Genomic DNA, 21450 nt, shown 5'->3' with positions numbered 1-21450 from the left:
CATGGAAGTATTGGCTAAAGCGAACATCAAACTGAACCAGACGGTGAACTCAAAAGAGGATGCCATCCGCCTCGCGGGACAGACATTGATTGATAACGGCTACGTGAAGAACGGCTATGTGGAAAAAATGTTCGAACGTGAAGAAACATCATCCACGTTTATGGGGAATTTCATCGCGATCCCGCACGGCACGGAAGATGCGAAGGATGAGGTGCTTCATTCAGGCATTTCCGTCATCCAGATTCCGGACGGTGTGGAATACGGTGAAGGCAATACGGCAAAGGTCGTTTTCGGTATCGCCGGAAAAAACAATGAACACTTAGACATCCTGTCAAACATCGCCATCATCTGCTCAGAGGAAGAAAACATCGAACGGCTGATCAGTGCAAAGACGGAAGAAGAACTGGCCGCTATTTTCAGCGAGGTGAACTGACATGATTGCCCTTCATTTCGGAGCGGGAAACATCGGGCGGGGCTTTATCGGCGCCCTGCTCCATCATTCCGGCTATGAGGTAGTTTTCGCTGATGTGAATGAAACGATGGTCAGCCTTCTCAATGAAAAGAAGGAATATACCGTGGAGCTTGCCGACGGCGGCCGGCAGACAGAAATCATCGGCCCCGTTTCAGCCATCAACAGCGCGGTGCAAGAACAAGAGCTGTACAGGCTGATCAATGAAGCGGCGATCATTACGACGGCGGTGGGCCCGAACGTTCTCAGACTCATCGCCCCGTCCATCGCGGAAGGGCTGAAGCGCAGAACGTCCTCTGAGCCTCTCAATATCATTGCCTGTGAAAATATGATCGGCGGCAGCAGTTTTCTGAAAAAAGAAGTTTTCGGACATTTGACGGAAGCGGAGCGGGAATTCGTGAACCGGACGGTCGGCTTCCCGGATTCTGCGGTGGATCGGATCGTGCCGATTCAGCACCATGAAGATCCGCTGAAAGTATCCGTAGAACCGTTTTTTGAATGGGTCATAGACAGAACCGGCTTTGCCGGCGGCCAGCCGGTACTGGAAGGTGCGTTGTTTACGGATGATCTTACGCCTTTCATCGAGAGAAAGCTGTTTACCGTCAATACCGGTCATGCCGTTACGGCGTACGTTGGCTATCAGCGCGGATTAAAAACTGTCAAAGAGGCCATCGGCCATCCGGAAATCCGGCGTGTCGTGTACGATGCACTTTCAGAAACGGGCGAGTACTTAGTGAAAGCGTACGGCTTTAAGCAAGCCGAACACGAGCAGTACATGAAAAAAATCATCGGCCGCTTTGAAAATGAATACATCACGGATGATGTGACAAGAGTCGCCAGATCACCGCTCAGAAAACTCGGAGCGAATGACAGATTAGTAGGGCCGGCCAAAAAAATAAAAGAACCGAACGCGCTGGCAGAAGGCATCGCCGCCGCCTTGCGTTTTGACTATCAGGATGATCCGGAAGCGGTTGAGCTGCAAAAGCTTATCGCGGAAAAAGGCACGAGCGGCGTTCTTCAAGACATTTGCGGTATTCAGCCGCATGAACCGCTGCACGGCATCGTGCTCAAAAAGCTCAATCAATAAAAATGAACCCGCGTCGGGGGACGCGGGTTTTTTCTTGCGTTATAATGAGAGAGAAGGGAGGCTGCGTGATGAATCAGAAGCTATTGCCCCATCGTTTTCCGTTTCTTTTGATGGACGGCACGACGAACAGTGAAGCCGGAAAATGGGCGGCTGCTTACAAAAACATCAGTGAAAATGACTGGTTTATAACTGAATCCCAAAGAGAGATGCCATTTTCGCTCGTCGTTGAAGCAATGGCCCAAACGGCGGCTTGCGCGGGAATTACCGGCGGTGACGGCCTCGGTCTCTTATCCGCGGTGAAGAAAGCGGAAAGGTTAGGTGCCGCTTTGCCGGGAGACCGTCTGGATCTTTTTTTTGAGGTCACGCGAATCAGACGCGGTTTTGTGTTCGGCCGGGCGAAAGCGTCCGTTGCCGGGAAGCCTGTGGCGGAAGCTGAGCTCAGCATATTTATCCAGCCATCGTAAAAAAAGCCGCCTCCAGCGGCGGCTTTCGGACAAGCCTGTTATTTTGTATCATAATCTCTTTCACTTTGTGAATTGTCCCTTTGGTCATGTTTGTGTTTTTCGTCATTGGCGTTTTCCTTCAGCTCTTCCAGCGGAATCGGATCGGTTAAATCATGATGTTCAGGATTTTCATTCGGTTTGTTCTTTTGTTTTCTTTCTTTCATCCTCCATCACCTCAATATTTCTTTTCCTCAACGTTCTCCCCGCCAAACGCAGGAAGCGGTTTTTTGTTCCTGTGGGTCATATGTATTAAAATAGAGACGACTACATTATAAAAAGTGAGGTACATATATGCCGATACAAAGAGAAGACGCAGATATTAAACTGATCGCGATTGATATGGACGGAACCCTGCTCAATGACGAGCAGCTCATCCCGGAGGAAAACCGGCGGGCGATCAAGGAGGCGGAGGCGAAAGGAATTCACGTCGTCATCAGCACAGGACGCACGCTGATGACCTGCCGCGAACTGGCTGAGTCTCTCGAGCTGTCATCCTTTTTAATCACGGCAAACGGCAGCGAAATCTGGGATTCCGACTTTGAGCTGGTTGAGCGCAAGCTTCTTCATACCGATCATATTCAAAAATTATGGGATCTGAGGAATAAGCACAACACGAATTTCTGGGCCTCTACCGTCGATAGAGTGTGGAGAGGGGAATTCCCGGAAACGATTACGGATCATCAGTGGCTCAAGTTCGGATTCGAAATCGAGGATGACGAAGTGCGGAATGAGGTGCTGAAAGAGCTCAAGGAATACAAGGAGCTCGAGATCACAAACTCCAGTCCGATCAACATCGAAGTCAATGCCCTCGGTATCAACAAAGCGGCTGCGCTGGCGAAGGTATCGGAAAAACTCGGCTTCACGATGGAAAATGTGATGGCCATGGGTGACAGTCTGAATGACATTGCCATGATTGAAAAAGCGGGTGTCGGCGTCGCCATGGGGAATGCGCAGGACATTGTGAAAGAAACAGCTGACTGGGTGACTGATGTCAACACGGAAAACGGGGTCGCCAAAGCGATCCGCCACTGGGTGTTATAATAGAAAAAAGAGAGAGTCTCAGTATGAGGCTCTCTTTTTTTGTTTTGTCAGATTTGTGACTAGGTCCATGGTAGGTTTTCTGACAAAAGGATGTTCAAACCTGTCAGAAATAAATATAATGAAGAGAAATCCAACAATTCGGAATAGTCATTCCGAATAGCGGAATGATAATCATATAAAACGTTTACAATACAGGAGGGATCTTATGTTTCAGATTGACATCAATTGTGATTTAGGAGAGAGTTTCGGTGCTTATAAAATCGGGCTGGATGAAGAGATTTTGGATTATGTGACATCTGCAAACATCGCCTGCGGCTTTCATGCGGGTGATCCCAGCGTGATGCGCAAAACGGTTGCGCTTGCGGCGGAAAAAGGCGTGAAAATCGGCGCTCATCCCGGGCTGTTCGATCTGCAGGGATTCGGGCGGCGGCAGATCGCGATTACACCCGAGGAAGCGTATGATCTGACGCTGTACCAAATCGGCGCGCTGTCAGGGTTTTTAAAAGCAGAAGGTGTCGAGATGCAGCATGTGAAGCCGCACGGCGCTTTATATAATATGGCCGCCGTCAATCCCGGCCTGTCAGAAGCCATCGCTCAGGCGGTCTGTCATTTTGATCCCGGGCTTATTCTTTTCGGGCTTTCCGGAAGCGAGCTGATTAAAGCGGGAGATCGAATCGGACTGAGGACGGCAAGCGAAGTGTTTGCGGACCGCACCTATCAGGAAGACGGCACGCTGACGCCGCGTTCAGAGCCGGATGCGCTGATTCAGGATGACAAAAAAGCGGTCGGTCAAGTGATTCAAATGGTGAAAGACAGCACGGTGACATCACGTAAGGGACAAGCTGTAAGCCTGAAAGCGGACACGGTCTGCATTCACGGAGACGGAGCCCACGCCCTCACATTCGCAAAAACAATCAAAAAAGAATTAAAAGCGGCAGACATTCAAATCAGCGCACTTTCAAAAGACTGAGCAGCAGAGGGAGGAAGACAGCATGGAGCAAAAGAAAAAAACAGCCGGAAAGGCTTCCGGCAAATGGTCGCTTCTTTTAGGCGCGACATTTTTGATGGCGACATCATCAATCGGGCCCGGCTTTCTGACGCAAACGGCCACGTTTACCAATACATTGGCGGCAAGCTTCGGCTTTATCATTTTAATTTCTATTATTTTGGACATTTTCGCGCAAACCAATGTATGGCGGATTATCGCGGTTTCCGGAAAGCGCGGCCAAGAGATTGCCAATATGGTGCTTCCGGGCGCCGGTTATGCCATTGCTTTTCTGGTCGTGCTCGGCGGACTTGCGTTTAATATCGGAAACATCGGCGGCGCGGGTCTCGGTCTTCAAGTATTATTCGGGATCAAACCGGAGATCGGCGCTTTAATCAGCGCAGCGGTCGCGGTGCTGATTTTTGTCATAAAGGAAGCCGGAAAAGTCATGGACCGTTTTATGCAGATCGCCGGAATCGTCATGATCGTATTGACTGTGTATGTTGCCGTAACGACGGCTCCGCCGGTCGGACACGCCGTTGTGAAAACTTTTATGCCTGATCATATCAGTGTGCTGGCGATCGTGACGCTTGTCGGCGGCACGGTCGGCGGATACATTACATTTGCCGGCGGCCACCGTTTGCTTGATTCAGGCATCCAAGGGAAGGAAGTCCTCCCTCAGGTTACGAAAAGCTCCATCACAGGCGTTCTGATTACATCGATTATGCGGATTGCCCTGTTTCTCGCCGTGCTCGGCGTCGTCTCAAAGGGCCTGAGCATTGATCCTGATAATCCGGCGGCTTCTGTATTCCGGCTTGCGGCGGGAAATGTAGGCTATAAAATTTTCGGCGTCATCATGTGGTCTGCCGCTATCACGTCTGTCATCGGCGCCGCCTATACATCGGTATCATTTTTCAAATCATTTTCAACAAAAATCGAAAAGCACTCACATGGCGTCATTATCGGTTTTATCATCGTATCCACTCTTATTTTTGTTACGATCGGCCAGCCTGCCAAAATTCTGGTCGCGGTCGGTTCGCTTAACGGCTTAATTCTGCCGCTTGCATTAGCAATGATACTGTTGGGCGCTTATAAGAAAAAAATCGTCGGCGATTACAAGCATCCGGTCTGGCTCACGATTGCAGGGGCGATCGTAGTGGTTGTCATGGCGGTTATGGGCATCTATACATTATTCACGCAGATGCCGCAGCTATGGAGCTGATGATATGAAAAACCATATGAGTGACATGAGCCCCGAAGAAGTCAGACAGCTGATCAGGAAGGGGCAGATGACCGGGCCGACGGCGGGGATGGCCGCTTCTTACGCACAAGCCAATCTCGTCGTTTTGCAAAAGGATCTTGCCTTTGATTTTCTCTTATTCTGCCAGCGCAATCAAAAGCCTTGTCCGGTGCTTGATGTGACGGATGCGGGTTCACCCGTTCCGGCAATAGCTGCGCCGGGAGCTGATATCCGGACGGACTTTCCGAAATACAGGATTTATCGGCATGGCGTGCTTACTGAAGAGGTAACGGATATTACGCCGTATTGGAAGGATGATTATGTCGGGTTTTTAATCGGCTGCAGTTTTTCATTCGAGCAGGCCCTTATTAATCAGCACATTCCAATCAGGCACATCGATGAGGGTGTGAATGTCCCCATGTATAAAACAGACATTGACTGTGTTCCCGCCGGCCCGTTTTCTGGAAAGATGGTCGTCAGCATGAGACCGATTCCGGAAAGGCTTGCAGTCCGCGCGGCGCAGGTCACGTCACGTTTTCCCGCCGTGCACGGCGCCCCCGTCCGCATCGGAAATCCGCAAAGCATCGGTATCAGCGATTTGCATCAGCCGGATTTCGGAGATGCCGTAACGGTGCGGGAAGGCGAAGTTCCCGTATTCTGGGCTTGCGGCGTTACGCCCCAGGCGGTGATCATGAAAGCAAAGCCTGACATCGTAATAACACATTCACCGGGGCACATGCTGATCACCGATATACGAAATGAATCGCTTGCTGTCCTGTAAGTGAGAAAGAATACAACGAGGTGATGACAATGATGCAGTATAGCGGAAATACAGCGCTTGATATACAGCCGTACGGTGATTCCGCCGTTATCATCCGCTTTGGCGGGCACATCAGCGAAGAGGTCAACAGCCGGGTGCATGCGGCGGCAGCCTGTATGGAAGAACGGCCGTTTCCGGGCTTCGTTGAATGTATTCCGGCATTCACAAGCTTAACGATCTTTTATGATGTGTATGCCGTCTCAAACATAAAAAAAGGCGTCTCTCCTTTTGCCCTGGTCAAGAAAGAAGTGACAGAACGTCTCAGCCATATAATGACCGGCCGCAAAGAAGAGCGCCGGGTGATGGAAATCCCCGTTTGCTACGGCGGTGATTTCGGTCCCGATTTAGAAGAGGTCGCTGAGATGAACGATCTGACCCCGGAAGACGTCATCCGCATTCATACTGAAGGCGAATATCTCGTTTATATGCTCGGATTTGCGCCGGGATTTCCGTTTTTAGGAGGAATGTCTGAGCGGATCAGAGCGCCGAGAAAGGCGTCGCCAAGGCCGTCCATCCCGGCCGGTTCAGTAGGAATCGCGGGAATGCAGACCGGTGTGTATCCGATATCCACTCCCGGCGGCTGGCAGCTGATCGGCAGCACCCCGCTCCGTCTTTTCAGGCCGGAAGAACATCCGCCGAGTCTTTTGAGAGCGGGCGATACGGTGAAATTCGTCCGGATCACGGCAGAGGAGTACAGCCGCATCAAGGAGGGAGCCGAATGAGTATGAAAGTGGTAAAGCCCGGTCTCTTGACGACGGTTCAGGACAAGGGGCGGACGGGATATCAGAAATACGGTGTGCTGGGAAGCGGCGCAATGGATACGATCTCACTGCGCATCGCCAATCTTCTTGCCGGAAATCAAGAAAAAGAGGCGGGACTGGAAATTACGCTCATGGGGCCCGGGCCTTCCTTTGAATTTTCAGAACCTGCGGTTATTGCTGTCACGGGAGCTGATTTCGCCCTTCATATTAATGGGGAGCCCGCCCCTCTGTGGAAACCGGTTTTGATAAAGGAAAACAGCGTCGTCTCATTCGGGCCGTGCAAGATGGGGAGCCGCGCTTATCTCGCCGTCGCGGGGGGATTTGACGTGCCCGCCGTCATGGAAAGCAAAAGCACGTATGTCAGAGCGGGGATCGGCGGTTTTTGCGGAAGAGCGCTGCAAAAAGATGATGAGCTGCCGCTCGGCCGTATGACGCCATGTTCGGAATCAATCGCGTACCGTCTGAGCGATTCTTTCGGACAGCATGGTTTCTCAGCGCCTGATTGGTCTGTCAGCAGCAGAGGATTTCTGCCGCTGAAAAAAAATCCGGTCATACGAGTGCTTGAAGGCGCTCAATTTCACGCTTTTACAGAAGAAGCAAAATTGCGTTTTTACCAAGAGTCATATACGGTCACGCCTCAATCCGACCGAATGGGCTACCGGCTGAAGGGCGCTCCGCTTGAATTGCGGGAGCCGCTGGAGATGGTATCTGAGGCCGTGACGTTCGGAACGGTGCAGGTGCCGCCGGACGGCAATCCGATTATTCTGCTGGCTGACAGACAGACGACGGGGGGCTATCCGCGGATGGCGCATATCATATCCGCTGATCTTCCTCTCGTCGCCCAAACGATGCCGGGGGAACATATCACGTTCCGGGCCGTTTCGCTGGAGGAAGCGGAAATGCTGCTTTTAGAGAAGGAACAGCAGCTGAAGGAGCTGAAAGCAAGGCTCAAAATGGAATGGCTGATCTGACAAAGGGGCTAAAGACCATGGAAAACAAAAACAAAACCGTCATCAAATCAATGGAACTGCTTCATTTGTTTCTGACTGAACCGAGCCTGAGCTTAAATGAGCTGGTTTCTCTATCGGAAATGCCGAAGACCTCGGTTCACCGGATGGCAAGCTCGCTGGAGGAAACGGGATTTCTCACCCGGGCAGCGGACGGCCGTTATCAGCTTGGTCTGATCTTTTTACAATTCGGCCAGCTCGTCTCTGAACGTCTGGACATCAGGAAAATAGCTAAACCGATTATGGAAGAGCTGTGCGGCGAAGTGGATGAGGCCGTTCAGCTGATCATGAGGGACGGAGATGAAGCCATTTACGTCGAAAAAATTGAAGGCACTCAAACCGTCCGCCTGTATACGGCAATCGGCCGCCGGTCGCCGCTGTACGCGGGAGCGTGCGCCAGAAGCATTCTATCGTTTCTGCCAAAAGAGGAGATTGACACATACATTCAGAAGACAAAGCTTGCCGCAATCGCCTCAGGCACGATGACGGATCGGGCTGAACTGCTTCAATCCATTGAAAGGTCCTTACAATCAGGTTATACGATCAGCTATTCGGAATTAGAAGATTACACGGCGGCGATCGGGGCGCCGATTTTCAATCACGAAGGTAAGGTGGCTGCCGGAATCAGCATCGCCGGCTTCGAAGCCCGGTTTTCAGAGGACAGGCTGCCGTATTTAACCGAAAAGGTCAAAACCGCCGCACAGCATATTTCTGAGAAATTGGGTTATTGACCGAGCCAATTTTTCTTCACTCGCGTACATTACAATATCGATAGTAACGAGTGGAGGAAAGTAAATGGGACTTGTTTATACGGCGCTGGGGGATTCTTTGACGACGGGGAGGGGATCCGGGCCGTTTTCCGCCGGTTTTGTCCAGCGGTTCGGGCGTATGATGGCAGAAGATTTACAGACAAGAACCGACGTATCCATCTTTGCCAAATCAGGCCTTGAGACGGGAGAAATTCTCGGGCTTATGTCCTTGCCGTACATTCAGAGGCGGATTCAGGCTGCTGATATGATTACGATTACAGGCTGCGGCAACGATTTGATCGATTCGGTTCAGGCATATCAGCAAACATCGGACGCTTCGGTGTTCACCAGCGTGTCCAGTCACTGCCATGAGAACTTTGAAAAGATGATTGCCAAGATCGCTGCCTTAAAAGGGCCGCACCCGTCTCCTTATGAGATCCGCGTCTTCAATTTATACAATCCTTTCCCGGGAATCTCCATTGCAGAAAAATGGATATCCTCTTATAATGCGCACCTCAGCACACTCGCATCGGCGCCGTACGTCAAAATCGCCGACGTCCACAGCGCTTTCAAAGGAAAAATGAATGAATATCTCTCTCATGACCGCGTACACCCCAACAGCAAGGGATATGAAGTCATGGCATGCGTCCTGCGGGGGCTCGGATACGGAAGCCTCGCCCGCTCATAACCGCGCGCTCCTTTTCATCGGGAGCGCGCTTTTCGTGCTCCTTAAAACAAACTTAAAATTGTCCGACTTTCGTTCTATCCGCGCAAAAAATACGCTAGAATAATGGGGGATAAAGACAGAAATAGAATTGTGTTCAAAAAATGATAACAGAAAGGATGGATTGCTTTGCTGCGCGCCTTAAAACTGTCACTCGCGATGCTGATTATTATACTTGCGGCCGCCGCATTTACGTATGCGGAACATACCTCTGTCATACAGCCGGTTATGCTCGTGTTTCTCGGTGCGGTCATGTTCATTCAGGGGCTGGAGGAAAAACGGAAAGAAAACGACGGCTCCGGGAAATTCAATATCTATACCGCCGTTTTTGTATGGTCGATCTCCTTAATCGGTTTTACGCTTCACGCGATCTGAGTCTGATAGATCCTGAAAATGCTCCACAACGGGAAATGGTGAATAAAAACGGTGCAGTAAGGCTTTCCATTCCTGATATTCCGGCGATCCGCGAAAGCCTTTTGTATGATCTTCTAATGTCTCCCATTCCACAAGCAGCAAATATTTATGCGTCTTTTCCATACATTTGGACAAGGAATGGGACAGATAACCTTTCATGCCCTCGATAATCGGCTCCGCCCGGCGGAATGCCTCTTCGAATTCCCCCTCAAGACCTTCTTTTACATACAGCATGGCTGCTTCTCTGATCATCTGAAATTCCCCCTTTTTTTAATAGATACATTGTATAAGAATATGGCCCGTGACGGCAGGAAAAACAAAAAAATTTTAAACAATATGAGAAAAAAATCCTTGCCAGCCTGATTTGGTTTAGGAGAAAATAACAGTTGGAAGGCAGGGGAATAGACAGTGAAAAAAGGGTTATACCTATTACTTTTACTCGCAGGAATCATAGGTTTGATCGGCTGCTCGAAAACGGAATCGGCCGAAGACAGAATGAAAGATTTCGTAAAAGACTGGAACGGCGGTCACTACGATAAGATGTACCAAAGCCTCACCCAGGATGAAAAGAAAAAACGATCCAAAAAGGATTTTGTAAAGCGATATGAAACCGTTTATGAACAAGCAGGGGTCAAAAATCTGAAAGTCACTGCCGAAAAACAGGACGAAGACGACAAGAAAAAAGATGACCTCCAGCACATCGATTATAAAGTCAGCATGGATACAAAAGCAGGGAAGGTCGCTTTTGAAAACACGGCCGTCCTGAAAAAAGAAAAAACAGACGATGGAGAATCATGGAACATCGACTGGAATCCTTCTTTTATTTTCAAACAGCTTTCCGATGACAAAACCGTGCAGATCGCAAATGAAGAACCGAAGCGCGGACAAATTTACGACAAAGACGGAAAAGGTCTCGCCGTGAATACCGAGGTGCCGGAAATCGGCATTATCCCTGGAAAACTCGGCAAGGATAAAGACAGCGTGATCAAAAAACTGTCTGAAAAACTGGACCTTTCTGAAGACGATATCAAAAGCAAACTGAACCAGGGCTGGGTAAAAGACGACTCCTATGTCCCGCTTCAAAAAATCAGACCGGATGATGAAAGCAAGGTCAAAAGCCTGCTCGCATTAGACGGCGTGACGAAAACGAAAGTCAGCTCCCGCTACTATCCGTACGGCGAAAAAGCGGCCCATCTGACCGGTTATATTAAAACCATCACAGCGGAGCAGCTGAAAAAAGCGAAAGACGGCCAATACAGCGATACTTCCAAAATCGGCATCGCCGGCCTTGAGAATGTATATGAAGACAAGCTGCGCGGCACGACCGGCTGGAAAATTTACGTCCCTCAAACAGGTGAGGTCATTGCAGAAAAGAAAGCCGAAAGCGGGCAGGATATTCATGTAACGATTGATATGAAAACGCAGACGAAGCTGTATGATTCTATGAAAGATGACAGCGGAGCGGCAGTCGCCCTCGAACCGCAAACGGGAGAGACCCTCGCGCTCGTCAGCGCACCGTCTTATGACCCGAACGGCTTTATTTTCGGCTGGAGCGGAAAAGAGTGGAAAAAGCTGAATGAAGATAAAAACAATCCGTTTTCAGCGAAATTCAACAAACTTTATGCGCCGGGATCAACGATTAAACCGATTGCCGCGGCAGTCGGCCTGACAAACGGCACATTGAAAGCGTCAGAAAAGAAAAAAATCACCGGAAAAGAGTGGCAGAAAGATTCAAGCTGGGGCGGTTACCATGTCACACGCGTATCAGAGCGCCTGAATGAAGTGGATCTCGAAAACGCGCTGATCACATCGGACAACATCTACTTTGCGCAAAATGCCATAGATGCCGGAGCGGACGCGTTTACAAAAGGATTAAAAACATTTGGCTTTGATGAAGAGATTCCGTACCAATTTCCGATTGAAAAGTCTTCAATCGCTAACGGCAAGCTTGATTCCGAGATCCTTCTCGGAGATACGGGCTACGGCCAGGGGCAGATGCTGATGTCTCCGCTGCACTTAGCGGCTGACTATACCGCATTTGTCACAGACGGAAATCTCGTCAAACCGACATTGATCAAAGACGGAGAAAAAACACCGCAAATCTGGCATAAGCAAGTGGTGTCGAAAGCCAATGCCGAAGAAATCACAAAAGGGCTGAGAGGCGTCGTTGAAGATCCGCGCGGCTCTGCATATCAGCCGGCCGTAAGCGGCATTACCGTAGCCGGAAAAACCGGTACAGCCGAGCTGAAAACGTCTAAAGAAGATAAAGACGGCAAAGAAAACGGCTGGTTTGTCGGTTACGATTATAAAAAGAAAGACCTCTTGATCGCGATGATGATTCAAGACGTCAAAAAACGCGGCGGAAGCCATTACGTCGTTGAAAAAGCGAAAAAGCAGTTTCAGAATCACTAAATGACGATTTTTGCGGGCTGAAAGGAAAATCAGCCGCCTAAGCAGAATGAAACAGCATGGGCAATTCCTGAAAACAGAGATACAAGAGGCTCTAAGAAAAAGGGGGATTTCACATGCAGCGCATTCAATTGGCTGAAGACCTGGAATTTTCAAGAGTGATACACGGGCTTTGGCGTCTGAACGAATGGAATGTTTCAGACGGAGAGCTGCTGAATTTGATTGAATGGTGTATCAGCCAAGGCATCACCACCTTCGACCATGCCGATATATACGGCGGTTATACGTGTGAAAAGCTCTTCGGCGGCGCTTTGTCCCTTTCGCCTTCAATAAGGGAGCGAATCGAAATCGTCACAAAATGCGGGATTGTCATTGAATCACCGGAACGGCCCGGAAACAAGTCGCATCATTATAATACGTCGAAGTCTCACATTTTAGCGTCGGCGGAGGAGTCGCTCTTGAATCTGAATACGGATTATCTGGATGTGCTGCTCATTCACAGACCGGACCCGCTTATGGACCCGGAGGCGGTGGCTGAAGCGTTTCATGCGCTGAAAAGCTCGGGAAAGGTCAGATATTTCGGGGTGTCGAACTTTAAAGCGCACCAGTACAGAATGCTCGAATCCTATTTGGATGATCCGCTCATCACAAACCAAATTGAAATCTCGGCGTACGAGCTGGAAAATATTCATGACGGCACGCTGGATTTCTGTCAGGAAAAACGCATTCCGCCGATGGCGTGGTCACCGCTTGCGGGCGGGAGCGTCTTTACCGGACAATCAGATAAGGACGTCCGTATCCGTGCCGCGCTTCGTTCCGTACAGGAAGAAATCGGCGCCGCTTCCATTGACGAAGTCATGTACGCGTGGCTGTTCACCCACCCGGCAGACATCATGCCGATTGTCGGCAGCGGAAAAGAGAACCGCATTTCCGCCGCGGTGCGTGCATCCGCGTACAAACTCAGCCATGATCAGTGGTTCCGGATTTATACCAGTGTCCAAGGCTGCGATATTCCATAAACAGAACAAACGCCCGGAAGCTATCTTCCGGGCGTTTGTTTATGTGGTGTGCAATGTCTAAAAACAAGTAAGGTCACTTTGAAGTATAGCCGTGCGGATCAAGAGTAACAAGCGTCATGGCATATTATCTGACACATTTTTCTTTTTCAATACTGTCACACGGCCCAGTGCCAAATTGCCATTTGAAAATGGTTGAATAATCATTGAAAGCGTTTTATATTATAACTTACACCACTTTCCCCGGCAGCACTCCCCATATGCCATACTTCTCACAACTAGAAAATCTGGAGGCGCGTTTCATGTATATGACAGCGAGAGAACAAAAATTAATGAAACATCTATTACTGCAGAACCGGTACGAGACAGTGCATGAACTGGCGGAAGCTTTACAAGTCAGCACAAGAACCGTTCACCGCGAGTTGAAAACAATCAAACCGATGATGGAATCATTCGGTCTGGCACTTGATAAACAGCCCGGCAAAGGACTGAAAGCGGTAGGAAACCCGGAGGACAAACAAAAACTCCTGTCAGACCTGTCCTATGAACAGCATGAATACAGCGCTGAGGAGCGGAAACTTTTAATTCTATGTTCACTATTAGAGTCTCAAGAGCCGATCAAGCTCTACAGTCTGGCGAACGAACTGCAAGTGACAAACGCGACGATCAGCTATGACCTGGATGAGCTGGAGACTTGGATTGCGCCCTTCGGCTTGACGCTGATCCGAAAAAGGGGCTTCGGCATTCAGCTGACGGGGCCGGAAAATGCGAAACGGAAAATCGTCGGCAATCTCATCGTCAACCGCCTTGATATTCAAAGCTTTTTGGAAGCGGTTGAATTGAATATTAAAGGAAAACCGGACGATGCTGAAAAAATGTTCGGCGTCGTAAATAAAGCGGAACTTTTGAAAATGGACCGGCTCTTAATTCAGCTCAAGGAAAAAATCGCGATCGCCTTATCTGACAGCTCATACATGGCGCTTGCGGTTCATTTAACCTTTGCGATGGACCGGATCAGGCTCGGAGAAACCATCACGATGGAGGCTTCGGAACTAAAAGCGCTGCAGCAGACGAAGGAGTACGGCTCTGCGCTGGAAATGGCAAAAGAGCTTGAAAAAGCGTTCGGCGTTTCAATTCCGGAAGCTGAGATCGGATATATCACCATTCATTTGCGGAGCGCCAACCGCAAATACAAAACGGAATTCAAACCGGAAGACATAGAGGTTGAAACGGCCTTGCAAACGAAGCAGCTGATCGGCTTCATTTCTGAAAAAATTAAAATTGATCTGACGGAAAATGGCTCTTTATACGACGGTTTAATCGCCCATCTGGAGCCTGCGATCAACCGGGTAAAAGAAAATATCGACATGTACAACCCGATGACCGAGCAAATTAAACGCGACTACTTTCTGCTGTACATGGCCGTAGAAGAAGGAATGGAAAAATTCTTTCCGGGGCTTCTTTTCTCTGATAATGAGATCGCTTTCATCGTTCTTCACTTCGGCTCCGCTTTGGAAATCAAACGGGAAGAGGCGAAGATCAAAGCGCTGATCGTCTGTTCAAGCGGCATCGGGTCGTCCAAAATGCTCGCATCCAGGCTGAAAAAAGAGCTTTCGGAAATCCGTTCCTTTGATATGTCTTCCCTCATCGAACTGAAGGATCGAGACATCACCGCGTATGACATGATCGTATCCACCGTTCCGATCCCGTATGAAAACATTGATTACGTCATGGTCAGTCCGCTTTTAAACGAAGAAGACGCTGATCAGGTCAAGCAGTACATCAAAAGAAAAATTCCGCTGATTCTTGACAAAAAAAGAAACGGTAAAAGAGAAGAGAAGCAGCCGGAGACGCCTGATATGCTGGAAGCGGCCGGCCGTATGGCGCATTACGCGGCGGTTATCCAAAGCGTGCTGCGGAACTTTTCGGTCAAATCCATTGATTCAAACACGGCGTATGAGCTGTTTTTGAACCGTATGTTTGACATGCTGGAGCAAGAAGGATTGGTTCATAATGCCCAAAAAACCGCACAGCGCCTTGCTGAGCGTGAACGACAGGGCGGACTCGGCATTCCGGGAACGGCGATGGCCCTATACCATCTCAAAAATGAAGAAATTGTCACGCCTTTTTTCAAAATTTATGATTTGACAGCTCCATGCAGTGTCAAAGGCATGGACGGAAATTCCCTGACCGTCGACCGCGCTTTGGTGATGATGGCGCCGGCTGATATGCCCGCTGAAGGGTCGGAAATACTAAGTGCGGTCAGCTCGGCCATCATCGAGTCCGAAGACAGTATAAAAGCCTTCCAGACTGAGGATGAGGCCGATTTATACAAACGTTTAAACAAGCTGTTTTATCATTTCATTCAGGAGAAAGGACAGCGGTAAACAGGAAGCGCACACCTCATGTGGGGTGTGTTTTTTTGTGCATGTATGAGGGTAAGGGGAAGGGAAGAAACTAAAAACACGGGACTATTGTATCATTCACTGATGGAATAGTTCTAAAACAAAATAGTTTTACAAGTTATATTTTTTGGTTTAAAATGGGTTGCGTGAGAAAGAAAATCTGACAGAGTTTTTTTGTGATTTATCATTATGGGAGATGAAAATATGGAGACATTACAGCATCTGATTCTGCATGACATTTCAAATAGCGAAGAGATTGAAGCTGTAAAAAGCGGTGCGCATACCCTGACCTACGCTGAATATCGAAAACGAATCAACCAGCTTGCACAAGCGCTTCTTGATAAAGGAATAAAAAAAGGCGACAGAGTGGCGATGCTTTGCAAAAACGGCCACGCGGCATCCATTGTCATGTTTGCGGCACTCGAAATCGGCGCGGTAGTTGTGCCGGTCAGCTGGCAATTAACACCTTACGAAATGAAAGGCATTTTAGCAGCCTGTGAACCGAAAGCTGTTTTTTACAGCACTGAATTTAAAGAGATTATGGAAGAAGTGCTTCCTGCGCTGGTATCTTCTCTTAAACTGAAGGTCGAGACCGGAACAGCTGCGGAGACAACGCCTCAGTTTGACGCTTTATTGACAGGCTCCGGTGAGACACCGGATGTCGAAACGGTGTCTGAAAACGATACGGCATTGCTGATGTTTACCTCAGGTACAACCGGCAATCCGAAACGCTGCATGATCACTCACGGCGGCATATACAACTACGTAAACGCGACATTGGCATACACGGGGAGAATGCAGCATGTCCGCTTCTTAGCATGCCATCCGAATTACCATACGAGCGCGATTATCTGCCAGATGGTCGGCACGATGAGCGGAACGACATTCATTATGACAGACAATCAGGACCCTGTGGAAAACCTGAAGCTCATCGAAAAAGAAAAAATTCAAACCATCATGGCGCTGCCAGTCTATTTCACATACCTGCTGAAAGCATGGGAAACGCACCAGACTGACATGTCTTCTATCGTTTATATGATGACGGGAGGCACAAAGGTGCCAAGCAGCCTGATCCAGCAGTATCTCGACATCGGCATTCCGCTCATGCACGGATACGGAAGCACGGAAGCGTGGGGCATCAGCTCTTGGAATCCGCAAATGGGAATGGATAAAGCCGCTTCCGCGGGTAAACCGATGGAAGAAGTGGATGTCCGCGTTGTAGATCCGGAAACAGGTGAAGTCCTTCCGCAAGGCTCAATCGGAGAAGTCGTTGTGACAAGTCCGTTTTTATTCAAAGGCTACGAAGGTAACGAAGAAGCGACACGAAAAGTGCTGAAAGACGGCTGGTTCCATACCGGCGATTCCGGATATGTGGATGAAGACGGATTTATCTTTATCACCGGACGTTATAAAGATGTCATCATCTACGGCGGCGACAATATTTATCCCGACCAGATTGAAGAGGTCATTCAGCAAGTGCCGGGCATTCTCGAAACGGCGGTTGTCGGTATCCCTGATCCGCTTTACGGTGAAAAGCCGAAAGCGTTCATCGTGACAAACGGCAGAGAAGACCTGACAGAAGAAGAAGTGACCCGATTCCTTCAAGAACGTCTTGCCGCCTTTAAAATTCCGGAAATTGAGTTCGTCAGCGAACTTCCGAAAAACAACCTTGGAAAAGTGAGAAAAGACGTGCTCCGCAAACAAGCGGTCCGTTCATAATTGAAAACAAAAACCCGGCTGCCAGCCGGGTTTTTTTCTTGCGTTCCATGTGAAACATTTTTCTCCGAAAACGTTTTGAACTGTCTCAATCATGTTTATCCGGAGGACTGCCGAGGTAGACAGGAAATATGAGATCGAACAAGAAGGAGGAACTTGACATGGAAAACTATCCGAAGGAATTCCCGGCGGAATCACAAAACCGCCAGCCGGGCATTGAAAGCGAAATGAATCCGGCGCCTGTTTATGAATACAAAGAATATAAAGGCGCTGATAAATTAAAAGGGAAAACCGCACTTATCACAGGGGGCGACAGCGGTATCGGACGCGCCGTAGCGGTTGCTTACGCGAAGGAAGGCGCAAATGTCGCGATCGTCTATTTTGATGAACACGGTGATGCGGAAGATACAAAAAAACGAGTGGAAGAAGAAGGCGTAAAATGTCTGTTAATCCCCGGCGATGTCGGTGAGGAAGACTTTTGCAATGAAGCGGTTGAAAAAACGGTTGAAGAATTCGGGCGTCTTGATATTCTCGTGAATAACGCCGCGGAACAGCATCCGAAAGAAAGCATTAAAGACATCACAAGCGAGCAGCTTCACAGAACCTTTAAAACAAACTTTTACTCACAATTTTATTTGACTAAAAAAGCGATTGATTACATGAAGCCGGGCAGCGCGATCATCAATACGACATCCATTAATCCTTACACAGGCAATCCGCAGCTGATTGACTACACGGCTACAAAAGGCGCGATTAACGGTTTTACGAGATCCATGGCGCAAGCGCTCGTCAACGACGGTATCCGTGTCAACGCCGTGGCACCGGGGCCGATCTGGACACCGCTCATTCCGGCGACATTCTCAGAAGAAACAGTCGCTTCCTTCGGTCAGACTACGCCGATGGGCCGGGCAGGCCAGCCTGTTGAACATGTCGGCTGCTATGTGCTCTTGGCCTCAGATGAATCATCTTATATGACCGGGCAGACGCTGCATGTCAACGGCGGCAAATTTGTAACCACATAAGGGGGCTGAAGCATGACGATATCGAAACATGATGTGAATGCATACTATCAAAAAGCGGGAATCGTTCTGACTGATAATGAAGTCGAAGACATTCAAATCATGGATTACGGCTTAGGCAAGCTTGAGGAAACCGGGCTTCAGCTGTTTATTTACGTGAATACCGACCGCTACTGTTCGAAAGAATTGGTGCTCTTCCCGCGCCAGACGTGTCCGGAACACCGCCATCCGCCGGTCGGCGGCGAGAAGGGAAAACAAGAGACATTCCGCTGCCGCTGGGGGAAGGTGTATCTCTATGTGGAAGGCGAAAAGACAGAGAACCCAAGCGTCCTCCCGCCGGAAGATGACAAGGAATACTACACCGTCTGGCATGAGATTGTGCTTGAGCCGGGCGGACAATACACCATTCCGCCGGATACGAAGCATTGGTTTCAAGCGGGAGAAGAAGGGGCGGTCGTCACGGAAATGTCATCGACAAGCACGGATGATCACGACATTTTCACCGACCCGCGCATTTAAGGATGAGGCTGCACGCCTCATCTTTTTTGTATGGAAAAAAATGAATTTACCTGTATAATGGCTAATAAAGGAAAGAAGGTGTGATCGTGTTTTCCTGTCAAATCCGGGAACATCTGACGATCAGATTGCTTGCCAAAGAAGATACGGACGAATTGTATTCTGTTATGAAGCGAAATCAAAACCATCTCAGCGAATGGCTCAGCTGGGCGGAAGACCTGGCTGATATCGATACGTACCGCGATGTGATCATCCCCGAATGGCGCTATAAATACGCGGAAGAAAATGGGTTTGACGCCGGAATTTTTGTGAAGGGCCGGTTTTGCGGCATGATCAGCATCCATAATGTCGATACAGCCAATCAAAAAGCAGAGATCGGCTACTGGCTGGATCGAGAGCATGAAGGATTCGGCATTATCACCGCAAGCTGCCGGGCGGTCATCACCCATGCATTTCAGGATCTCGGCCTGAACCGCATTATGATCAGCGCGGCTGAAAAAAACATGAAAAGCAGGGCGGTGGCGGAGCGGCTCGGATTTCAGAAAGAAGGACTGACGAGAGAAGGCATTTTCGTACAGGGCGCCTATCATGACACGGTGAACTACAGCATGCTGAAGCGGGAATGGAGCGAAGATCGGCAGAAGAGCACATTTCTTGGTTTAAATGTCTCCCCAATGTGGAAAAGTAAAAGCGGAGACGTTAAAAAGGAGTGATTCTTCATGAATCAAAATGAAATCAAAGAAAAAGTGCTTGAAGTACTGGATCATCATAAAGTCGGTTCGCTTGCGACGGTAGAGCAAGGCAAACCGCATTCACGCTACATGACATTTTTCCATGACGGCTTAACGATTTACACGCCGACGAGCAAAGACACTCATAAAGCGGAAGAAATTGAAAACAATCCGAATGTTCATATTCTGTTAGGGTATGACTGTGAAGGATTCGGAGACGCTTATGTGGAAGTGGCAGGAACCGCCAAGCTGAACAACTCAGCCGATTTAAAAGAAAAGCTGTGGGATCCGAAACTGGAACGCTGGTTTGACGGAAAAGACGATCCGAACCTGGTGATTCTGGAAATTGAACCGAAGCAGATCAAGCTCATGAACGCGGGTGAAAAAACGCCGGCCGAGCTGGAACTTTAATAAATCATTTGATTATTCAGGGGCAATCTGGTATACTTAACTGCTAAGTGACAACATGCAAATAAAAAAGAAAGTAAACTTCTTTTTTCTGTTTTGATATAGAAGCTTCAGGCTTCAACGGACAGCTTGAAAAAAAGCTGAGCTTATTCTTTTCCTTCTGACATTCGCCCCTAACGAAGAGATGGAAAAAAGACTTTTTGTTTTACAATTCACACCGGCGCGGCTTCGGAGCCGCAGTGACGATTGAGAGGTAGGGCTTTCGTTGTCTTGTGTTCAAGAACTTCCATGGTGTTTACTTTCGAAGAATGATTCTGTCGGAACTGTTAATACGAATCACCCGCGGGCTAAGGCGGGCAACCATATATTATTTATTTGCGTAAGAAAAGAATAAGACAAAACCGCGCCGGACATCCGGGCGGTTTTTTTATGTAAACGGCCGAAACCTCGCCGCAGTCTGCAGAGTCTAATCAGTAGAAAAGATTTGGAGGAATCATACATTGCACGTTATTACTTCACAAGTACTGTTTATCTTCTGTTTTCTGCTGCTGATACATTCGATTGAAACGCTTGCCTATGCAACACGGCTTTCCGGCGCGAGAGTCGGTTTTATCGCGTCCGCGCTGTCATTATTTAATGTCATGGTCATCGTGTCGCGCATGTCAAACATGGTTCAGCAGCCGTTTACCGGACATCTGATTGATGCCGCCGGATCAAACGCCCTGTCTGTTGTGGGTGCTCAGTTTCGATTCTTAATATTCGGCTCCACGGTCGGAACGATGCTCGGCATCTGTCTTTTGCCGACATTCGTCGCGTTATTCTCCAGGGCGATTATACACTTGGCGGACGGAGGAGGCTCCGTCATGCAGGTATTTAAAAAAGGATTTTCACTGAATGGGCTGAAGCATGCGCGTTCTTATATCAGACTGCCGTCAGTCTCCTATTTAAAAGGGCTTCAATTCCGAATGATTCCGAAACGCTTGTTTGTCATTAATATGGTCATTACGTCTATTTACACGATCGGTGTTCTGTCCGCTCTGTACGCCGGCCTTCTGGCGCCTGAGCACAGCACGACCGCCGTGATGGCATCAGGCTTAATCAACGGAGTTGCGACTATGCTGCTGGCTGTGTTTGTTGACCCGAAAGTATCCGTACTGGCAGACGATGTGGCGAAGGGCAAGCGCAGCTACGTCTCCTTAAAATGGACATCATTGACGATGGTCACATCAAGGGTCGCTGGCACACTTCTCGCCCAGCTCGTATTCATCCCCGGCGCTTATTATATCGCCTGGGTGACGAAATGGATGTAACGCATGAAAAAAGCTCCTCTGCAGAGGGACTGACCCCATAAGATGAGACAAATAAAAACACCTTCAAGTTTGAATACGGATGATTGTTATCCGAAATTAGACTTGGAGGTGTTTTTTCTA

The 21450-nt window shown here is 48.9% G+C and carries 23 protein-coding genes; 21 read left to right on the top strand and 2 right to left on the bottom strand.

Going from position 1 to position 21450, the window contains the following annotated elements:
• The first annotated feature begins 1 nt into the window (after position 1).
• The 3 genes from BR62_RS0110675 to BR62_RS0110665 all read left to right on the top strand — a co-directional run bounded on the left by BR62_RS0110675 (position 2) and on the right by BR62_RS0110665 (position 2020).
• The gene (locus BR62_RS0110675) at positions 2-433 is read left to right on the top strand and encodes a PTS mannitol transporter subunit IIA (RefSeq protein WP_012116817.1); all 432 of its coding nucleotides are present in this window, start codon (positions 2-4) and stop codon (positions 431-433) included.
• A gap of 1 nt (position 434) precedes the next feature.
• Complete coding sequence (locus tag BR62_RS0110670) at positions 435-1556, top strand: mannitol-1-phosphate 5-dehydrogenase (protein ID WP_032866929.1); 1122 nt, start codon at positions 435-437, stop codon at positions 1554-1556.
• Between the two features lie 68 nt (positions 1557-1624).
• A complete protein-coding gene (locus BR62_RS0110665) occupies positions 1625-2020 on the top strand; it encodes a 3-hydroxyacyl-ACP dehydratase FabZ family protein (RefSeq protein WP_032866926.1) in 396 nt (131 codons plus the stop codon).
• 38 nt (positions 2021-2058) lie between these two features.
• Here BR62_RS0110665 and BR62_RS19575 read toward each other — a convergent pair whose 3' ends face one another.
• Entirely contained in the window at positions 2059-2223 is a 165-nt protein-coding gene (locus tag BR62_RS19575) for a hypothetical protein (protein WP_003156294.1), read from the bottom strand.
• 127 nt (positions 2224-2350) lie between these two features.
• On the opposite strand from BR62_RS19575, the gene BR62_RS0110660 reads away from it, so the two are divergent.
• The 9 genes from BR62_RS0110660 to BR62_RS0110620 all read left to right on the top strand — a co-directional run bounded on the left by BR62_RS0110660 (position 2351) and on the right by BR62_RS0110620 (position 9761).
• On the top strand, positions 2351-3100 hold the full coding sequence (locus tag BR62_RS0110660) for a Cof-type HAD-IIB family hydrolase (protein WP_007410293.1): 750 nt from the start codon (positions 2351-2353) through the stop codon (positions 3098-3100).
• Between the two features lie 205 nt (positions 3101-3305).
• Positions 3306-4070 (top strand): 5-oxoprolinase subunit PxpA, encoded by a 765-nt coding sequence (locus tag BR62_RS0110655; protein WP_007410294.1) that lies wholly within the window; start codon positions 3306-3308, stop codon positions 4068-4070.
• Positions 4071-4092: 22 nt separating this feature from the next.
• Complete coding sequence (locus tag BR62_RS0110650; RefSeq protein ID WP_032866924.1) at positions 4093-5307, top strand: NRAMP family divalent metal transporter; 1215 nt, start codon at positions 4093-4095, stop codon at positions 5305-5307.
• Between the two features lie 4 nt (positions 5308-5311).
• Positions 5312-6106 (top strand): putative hydro-lyase, encoded by a 795-nt coding sequence (locus tag BR62_RS0110645; RefSeq protein ID WP_032870798.1) that lies wholly within the window; start codon positions 5312-5314, stop codon positions 6104-6106.
• Positions 6107-6135: 29 nt separating this feature from the next.
• Complete coding sequence (gene pxpB / locus BR62_RS0110640) at positions 6136-6867, top strand: 5-oxoprolinase subunit PxpB (RefSeq protein WP_012116821.1); 732 nt, start codon at positions 6136-6138, stop codon at positions 6865-6867.
• 2 nt (positions 6868-6869) lie between these two features.
• Positions 6870-7877, top strand: a complete 1008-nt coding sequence (locus BR62_RS0110635; protein ID WP_095532175.1) for a 5-oxoprolinase subunit C family protein — start codon at positions 6870-6872, stop codon at positions 7875-7877.
• Between the two features lie 17 nt (positions 7878-7894).
• The gene (locus BR62_RS0110630; RefSeq protein WP_007410299.1) at positions 7895-8644 is read left to right on the top strand and encodes an IclR family transcriptional regulator; all 750 of its coding nucleotides are present in this window, start codon (positions 7895-7897) and stop codon (positions 8642-8644) included.
• Positions 8645-8708: 64 nt separating this feature from the next.
• The gene (locus BR62_RS0110625; protein WP_032870797.1) at positions 8709-9350 is read left to right on the top strand and encodes a spore germination lipase LipC; all 642 of its coding nucleotides are present in this window, start codon (positions 8709-8711) and stop codon (positions 9348-9350) included.
• 195 nt (positions 9351-9545) lie between these two features.
• Positions 9546-9761 carry a YczI family protein gene (locus tag BR62_RS0110620; protein ID WP_369719110.1) on the top strand — a complete coding sequence of 72 codons (216 nt, stop codon included), beginning with the start codon at positions 9546-9548 and terminating at the stop codon, positions 9759-9761.
• Here the strand turns inward: BR62_RS0110620 and BR62_RS0110615 are convergent.
• Positions 9732-10052, bottom strand: coding sequence for an antibiotic biosynthesis monooxygenase family protein (locus tag BR62_RS0110615; RefSeq protein WP_032870796.1), 321 nt, complete (start codon positions 10050-10052; stop codon positions 9732-9734). The two genes, BR62_RS0110620 and BR62_RS0110615, sit on opposite strands and share 30 nt — an antisense overlap.
• Before the next feature lie 156 nt (positions 10053-10208).
• Between BR62_RS0110615 and BR62_RS0110610 the strand changes: the two genes are divergently transcribed.
• The 9 genes from BR62_RS0110610 to BR62_RS0110570 all read left to right on the top strand — a co-directional run bounded on the left by BR62_RS0110610 (position 10209) and on the right by BR62_RS0110570 (position 21330).
• The gene (locus BR62_RS0110610; protein WP_032866917.1) at positions 10209-12212 is read left to right on the top strand and encodes a penicillin-binding transpeptidase domain-containing protein; all 2004 of its coding nucleotides are present in this window, start codon (positions 10209-10211) and stop codon (positions 12210-12212) included.
• 113 nt (positions 12213-12325) lie between these two features.
• Positions 12326-13228 (top strand): aldo/keto reductase, encoded by a 903-nt coding sequence (locus BR62_RS0110605; RefSeq protein WP_032870794.1) that lies wholly within the window; start codon positions 12326-12328, stop codon positions 13226-13228.
• Between the two features lie 299 nt (positions 13229-13527).
• Complete coding sequence (locus BR62_RS0110600) at positions 13528-15612, top strand: BglG family transcription antiterminator (protein WP_032870791.1); 2085 nt, start codon at positions 13528-13530, stop codon at positions 15610-15612.
• Positions 15613-15834: 222 nt separating this feature from the next.
• Positions 15835-17349, top strand: coding sequence for a class I adenylate-forming enzyme family protein (locus tag BR62_RS0110595; RefSeq protein WP_032870788.1), 1515 nt, complete (start codon positions 15835-15837; stop codon positions 17347-17349).
• A gap of 158 nt (positions 17350-17507) precedes the next feature.
• Positions 17508-18368, top strand: a complete 861-nt coding sequence (locus tag BR62_RS0110590) for an SDR family oxidoreductase (protein WP_007410307.1) — start codon at positions 17508-17510, stop codon at positions 18366-18368.
• A gap of 12 nt (positions 18369-18380) precedes the next feature.
• Positions 18381-18884, top strand: a complete 504-nt coding sequence (locus BR62_RS0110585; RefSeq protein WP_025284250.1) for a D-lyxose/D-mannose family sugar isomerase — start codon at positions 18381-18383, stop codon at positions 18882-18884.
• An 86-nt stretch (positions 18885-18970) separates the two neighbouring features.
• The gene (locus tag BR62_RS0110580) at positions 18971-19594 is read left to right on the top strand and encodes a GNAT family N-acetyltransferase (protein WP_015239168.1); all 624 of its coding nucleotides are present in this window, start codon (positions 18971-18973) and stop codon (positions 19592-19594) included.
• A 6-nt stretch (positions 19595-19600) separates the two neighbouring features.
• A complete protein-coding gene (locus BR62_RS0110575) occupies positions 19601-20023 on the top strand; it encodes a pyridoxamine 5'-phosphate oxidase family protein (RefSeq protein ID WP_003156270.1) in 423 nt (140 codons plus the stop codon).
• A gap of 497 nt (positions 20024-20520) precedes the next feature.
• Positions 20521-21330, top strand: coding sequence for a lipid II flippase Amj family protein (locus tag BR62_RS0110570; protein ID WP_014304362.1), 810 nt, complete (start codon positions 20521-20523; stop codon positions 21328-21330).
• Positions 21331-21450: the final 120 nt, after the last annotated feature.

It is taken from the genome of Bacillus sp. UNC69MF (assembly GCF_000746035.1).
Taxonomy (GTDB): Bacteria; Bacillota; Bacilli; order Bacillales; family Bacillaceae; genus Bacillus; species Bacillus velezensis.
The sequence above is the reverse complement of the archived record's forward strand: the minus strand, read 5'-3'. Positions and strand labels throughout refer to the sequence as shown.

Bases quoted from the DNA above. Each gene is read 5' to 3' on its own strand.
- BR62_RS19575 (WP_003156294.1), bottom strand. From the start codon at position 2,223: ATGAAAGAAAGAAAACAAAAGAACAAACCGAATGAAAATCCTGAACAT.
- BR62_RS0110575 (WP_003156270.1), top strand. From the start codon at position 19,601: ATGAATCAAAATGAAATCAAAGAAAAAGTGCTTGAAGTACTGGATCAT.
- BR62_RS0110590 (WP_007410307.1), top strand. From the start codon at position 17,508: ATGGAAAACTATCCGAAGGAATTCCCGGCGGAATCACAAAACCGCCAG.
- BR62_RS0110630 (WP_007410299.1), top strand. From the start codon at position 7,895: ATGGAAAACAAAAACAAAACCGTCATCAAATCAATGGAACTGCTTCAT.
- BR62_RS0110665 (WP_032866926.1), top strand. From the start codon at position 1,625: ATGAATCAGAAGCTATTGCCCCATCGTTTTCCGTTTCTTTTGATGGAC.
- BR62_RS0110605 (WP_032870794.1), top strand. From the start codon at position 12,326: ATGCAGCGCATTCAATTGGCTGAAGACCTGGAATTTTCAAGAGTGATA.
- BR62_RS0110655 (WP_007410294.1), top strand. From the start codon at position 3,306: ATGTTTCAGATTGACATCAATTGTGATTTAGGAGAGAGTTTCGGTGCT.
- BR62_RS0110585 (WP_025284250.1), top strand. From the start codon at position 18,381: ATGACGATATCGAAACATGATGTGAATGCATACTATCAAAAAGCGGGA.
- BR62_RS0110620 (WP_369719110.1), top strand. From the start codon at position 9,546: ATGCTGATTATTATACTTGCGGCCGCCGCATTTACGTATGCGGAACAT.
- BR62_RS0110670 (WP_032866929.1), top strand. From the start codon at position 435: ATGATTGCCCTTCATTTCGGAGCGGGAAACATCGGGCGGGGCTTTATC.
- BR62_RS0110660 (WP_007410293.1), top strand. From the start codon at position 2,351: ATGCCGATACAAAGAGAAGACGCAGATATTAAACTGATCGCGATTGAT.
- BR62_RS0110635 (WP_095532175.1), top strand. From the start codon at position 6,870: ATGAAAGTGGTAAAGCCCGGTCTCTTGACGACGGTTCAGGACAAGGGG.
- BR62_RS0110645 (WP_032870798.1), top strand. From the start codon at position 5,312: ATGAAAAACCATATGAGTGACATGAGCCCCGAAGAAGTCAGACAGCTG.
- BR62_RS0110675 (WP_012116817.1), top strand. From the start codon at position 2: ATGGAAGTATTGGCTAAAGCGAACATCAAACTGAACCAGACGGTGAAC.
- BR62_RS0110615 (WP_032870796.1), bottom strand. From the start codon at position 10,052: ATGATCAGAGAAGCAGCCATGCTGTATGTAAAAGAAGGTCTTGAGGGG.
- BR62_RS0110600 (WP_032870791.1), top strand. From the start codon at position 13,528: ATGTATATGACAGCGAGAGAACAAAAATTAATGAAACATCTATTACTG.
- BR62_RS0110625 (WP_032870797.1), top strand. From the start codon at position 8,709: ATGGGACTTGTTTATACGGCGCTGGGGGATTCTTTGACGACGGGGAGG.
- BR62_RS0110650 (WP_032866924.1), top strand. From the start codon at position 4,093: ATGGAGCAAAAGAAAAAAACAGCCGGAAAGGCTTCCGGCAAATGGTCG.
- BR62_RS0110595 (WP_032870788.1), top strand. From the start codon at position 15,835: ATGGAGACATTACAGCATCTGATTCTGCATGACATTTCAAATAGCGAA.
- pxpB (WP_012116821.1), top strand. From the start codon at position 6,136: ATGATGCAGTATAGCGGAAATACAGCGCTTGATATACAGCCGTACGGT.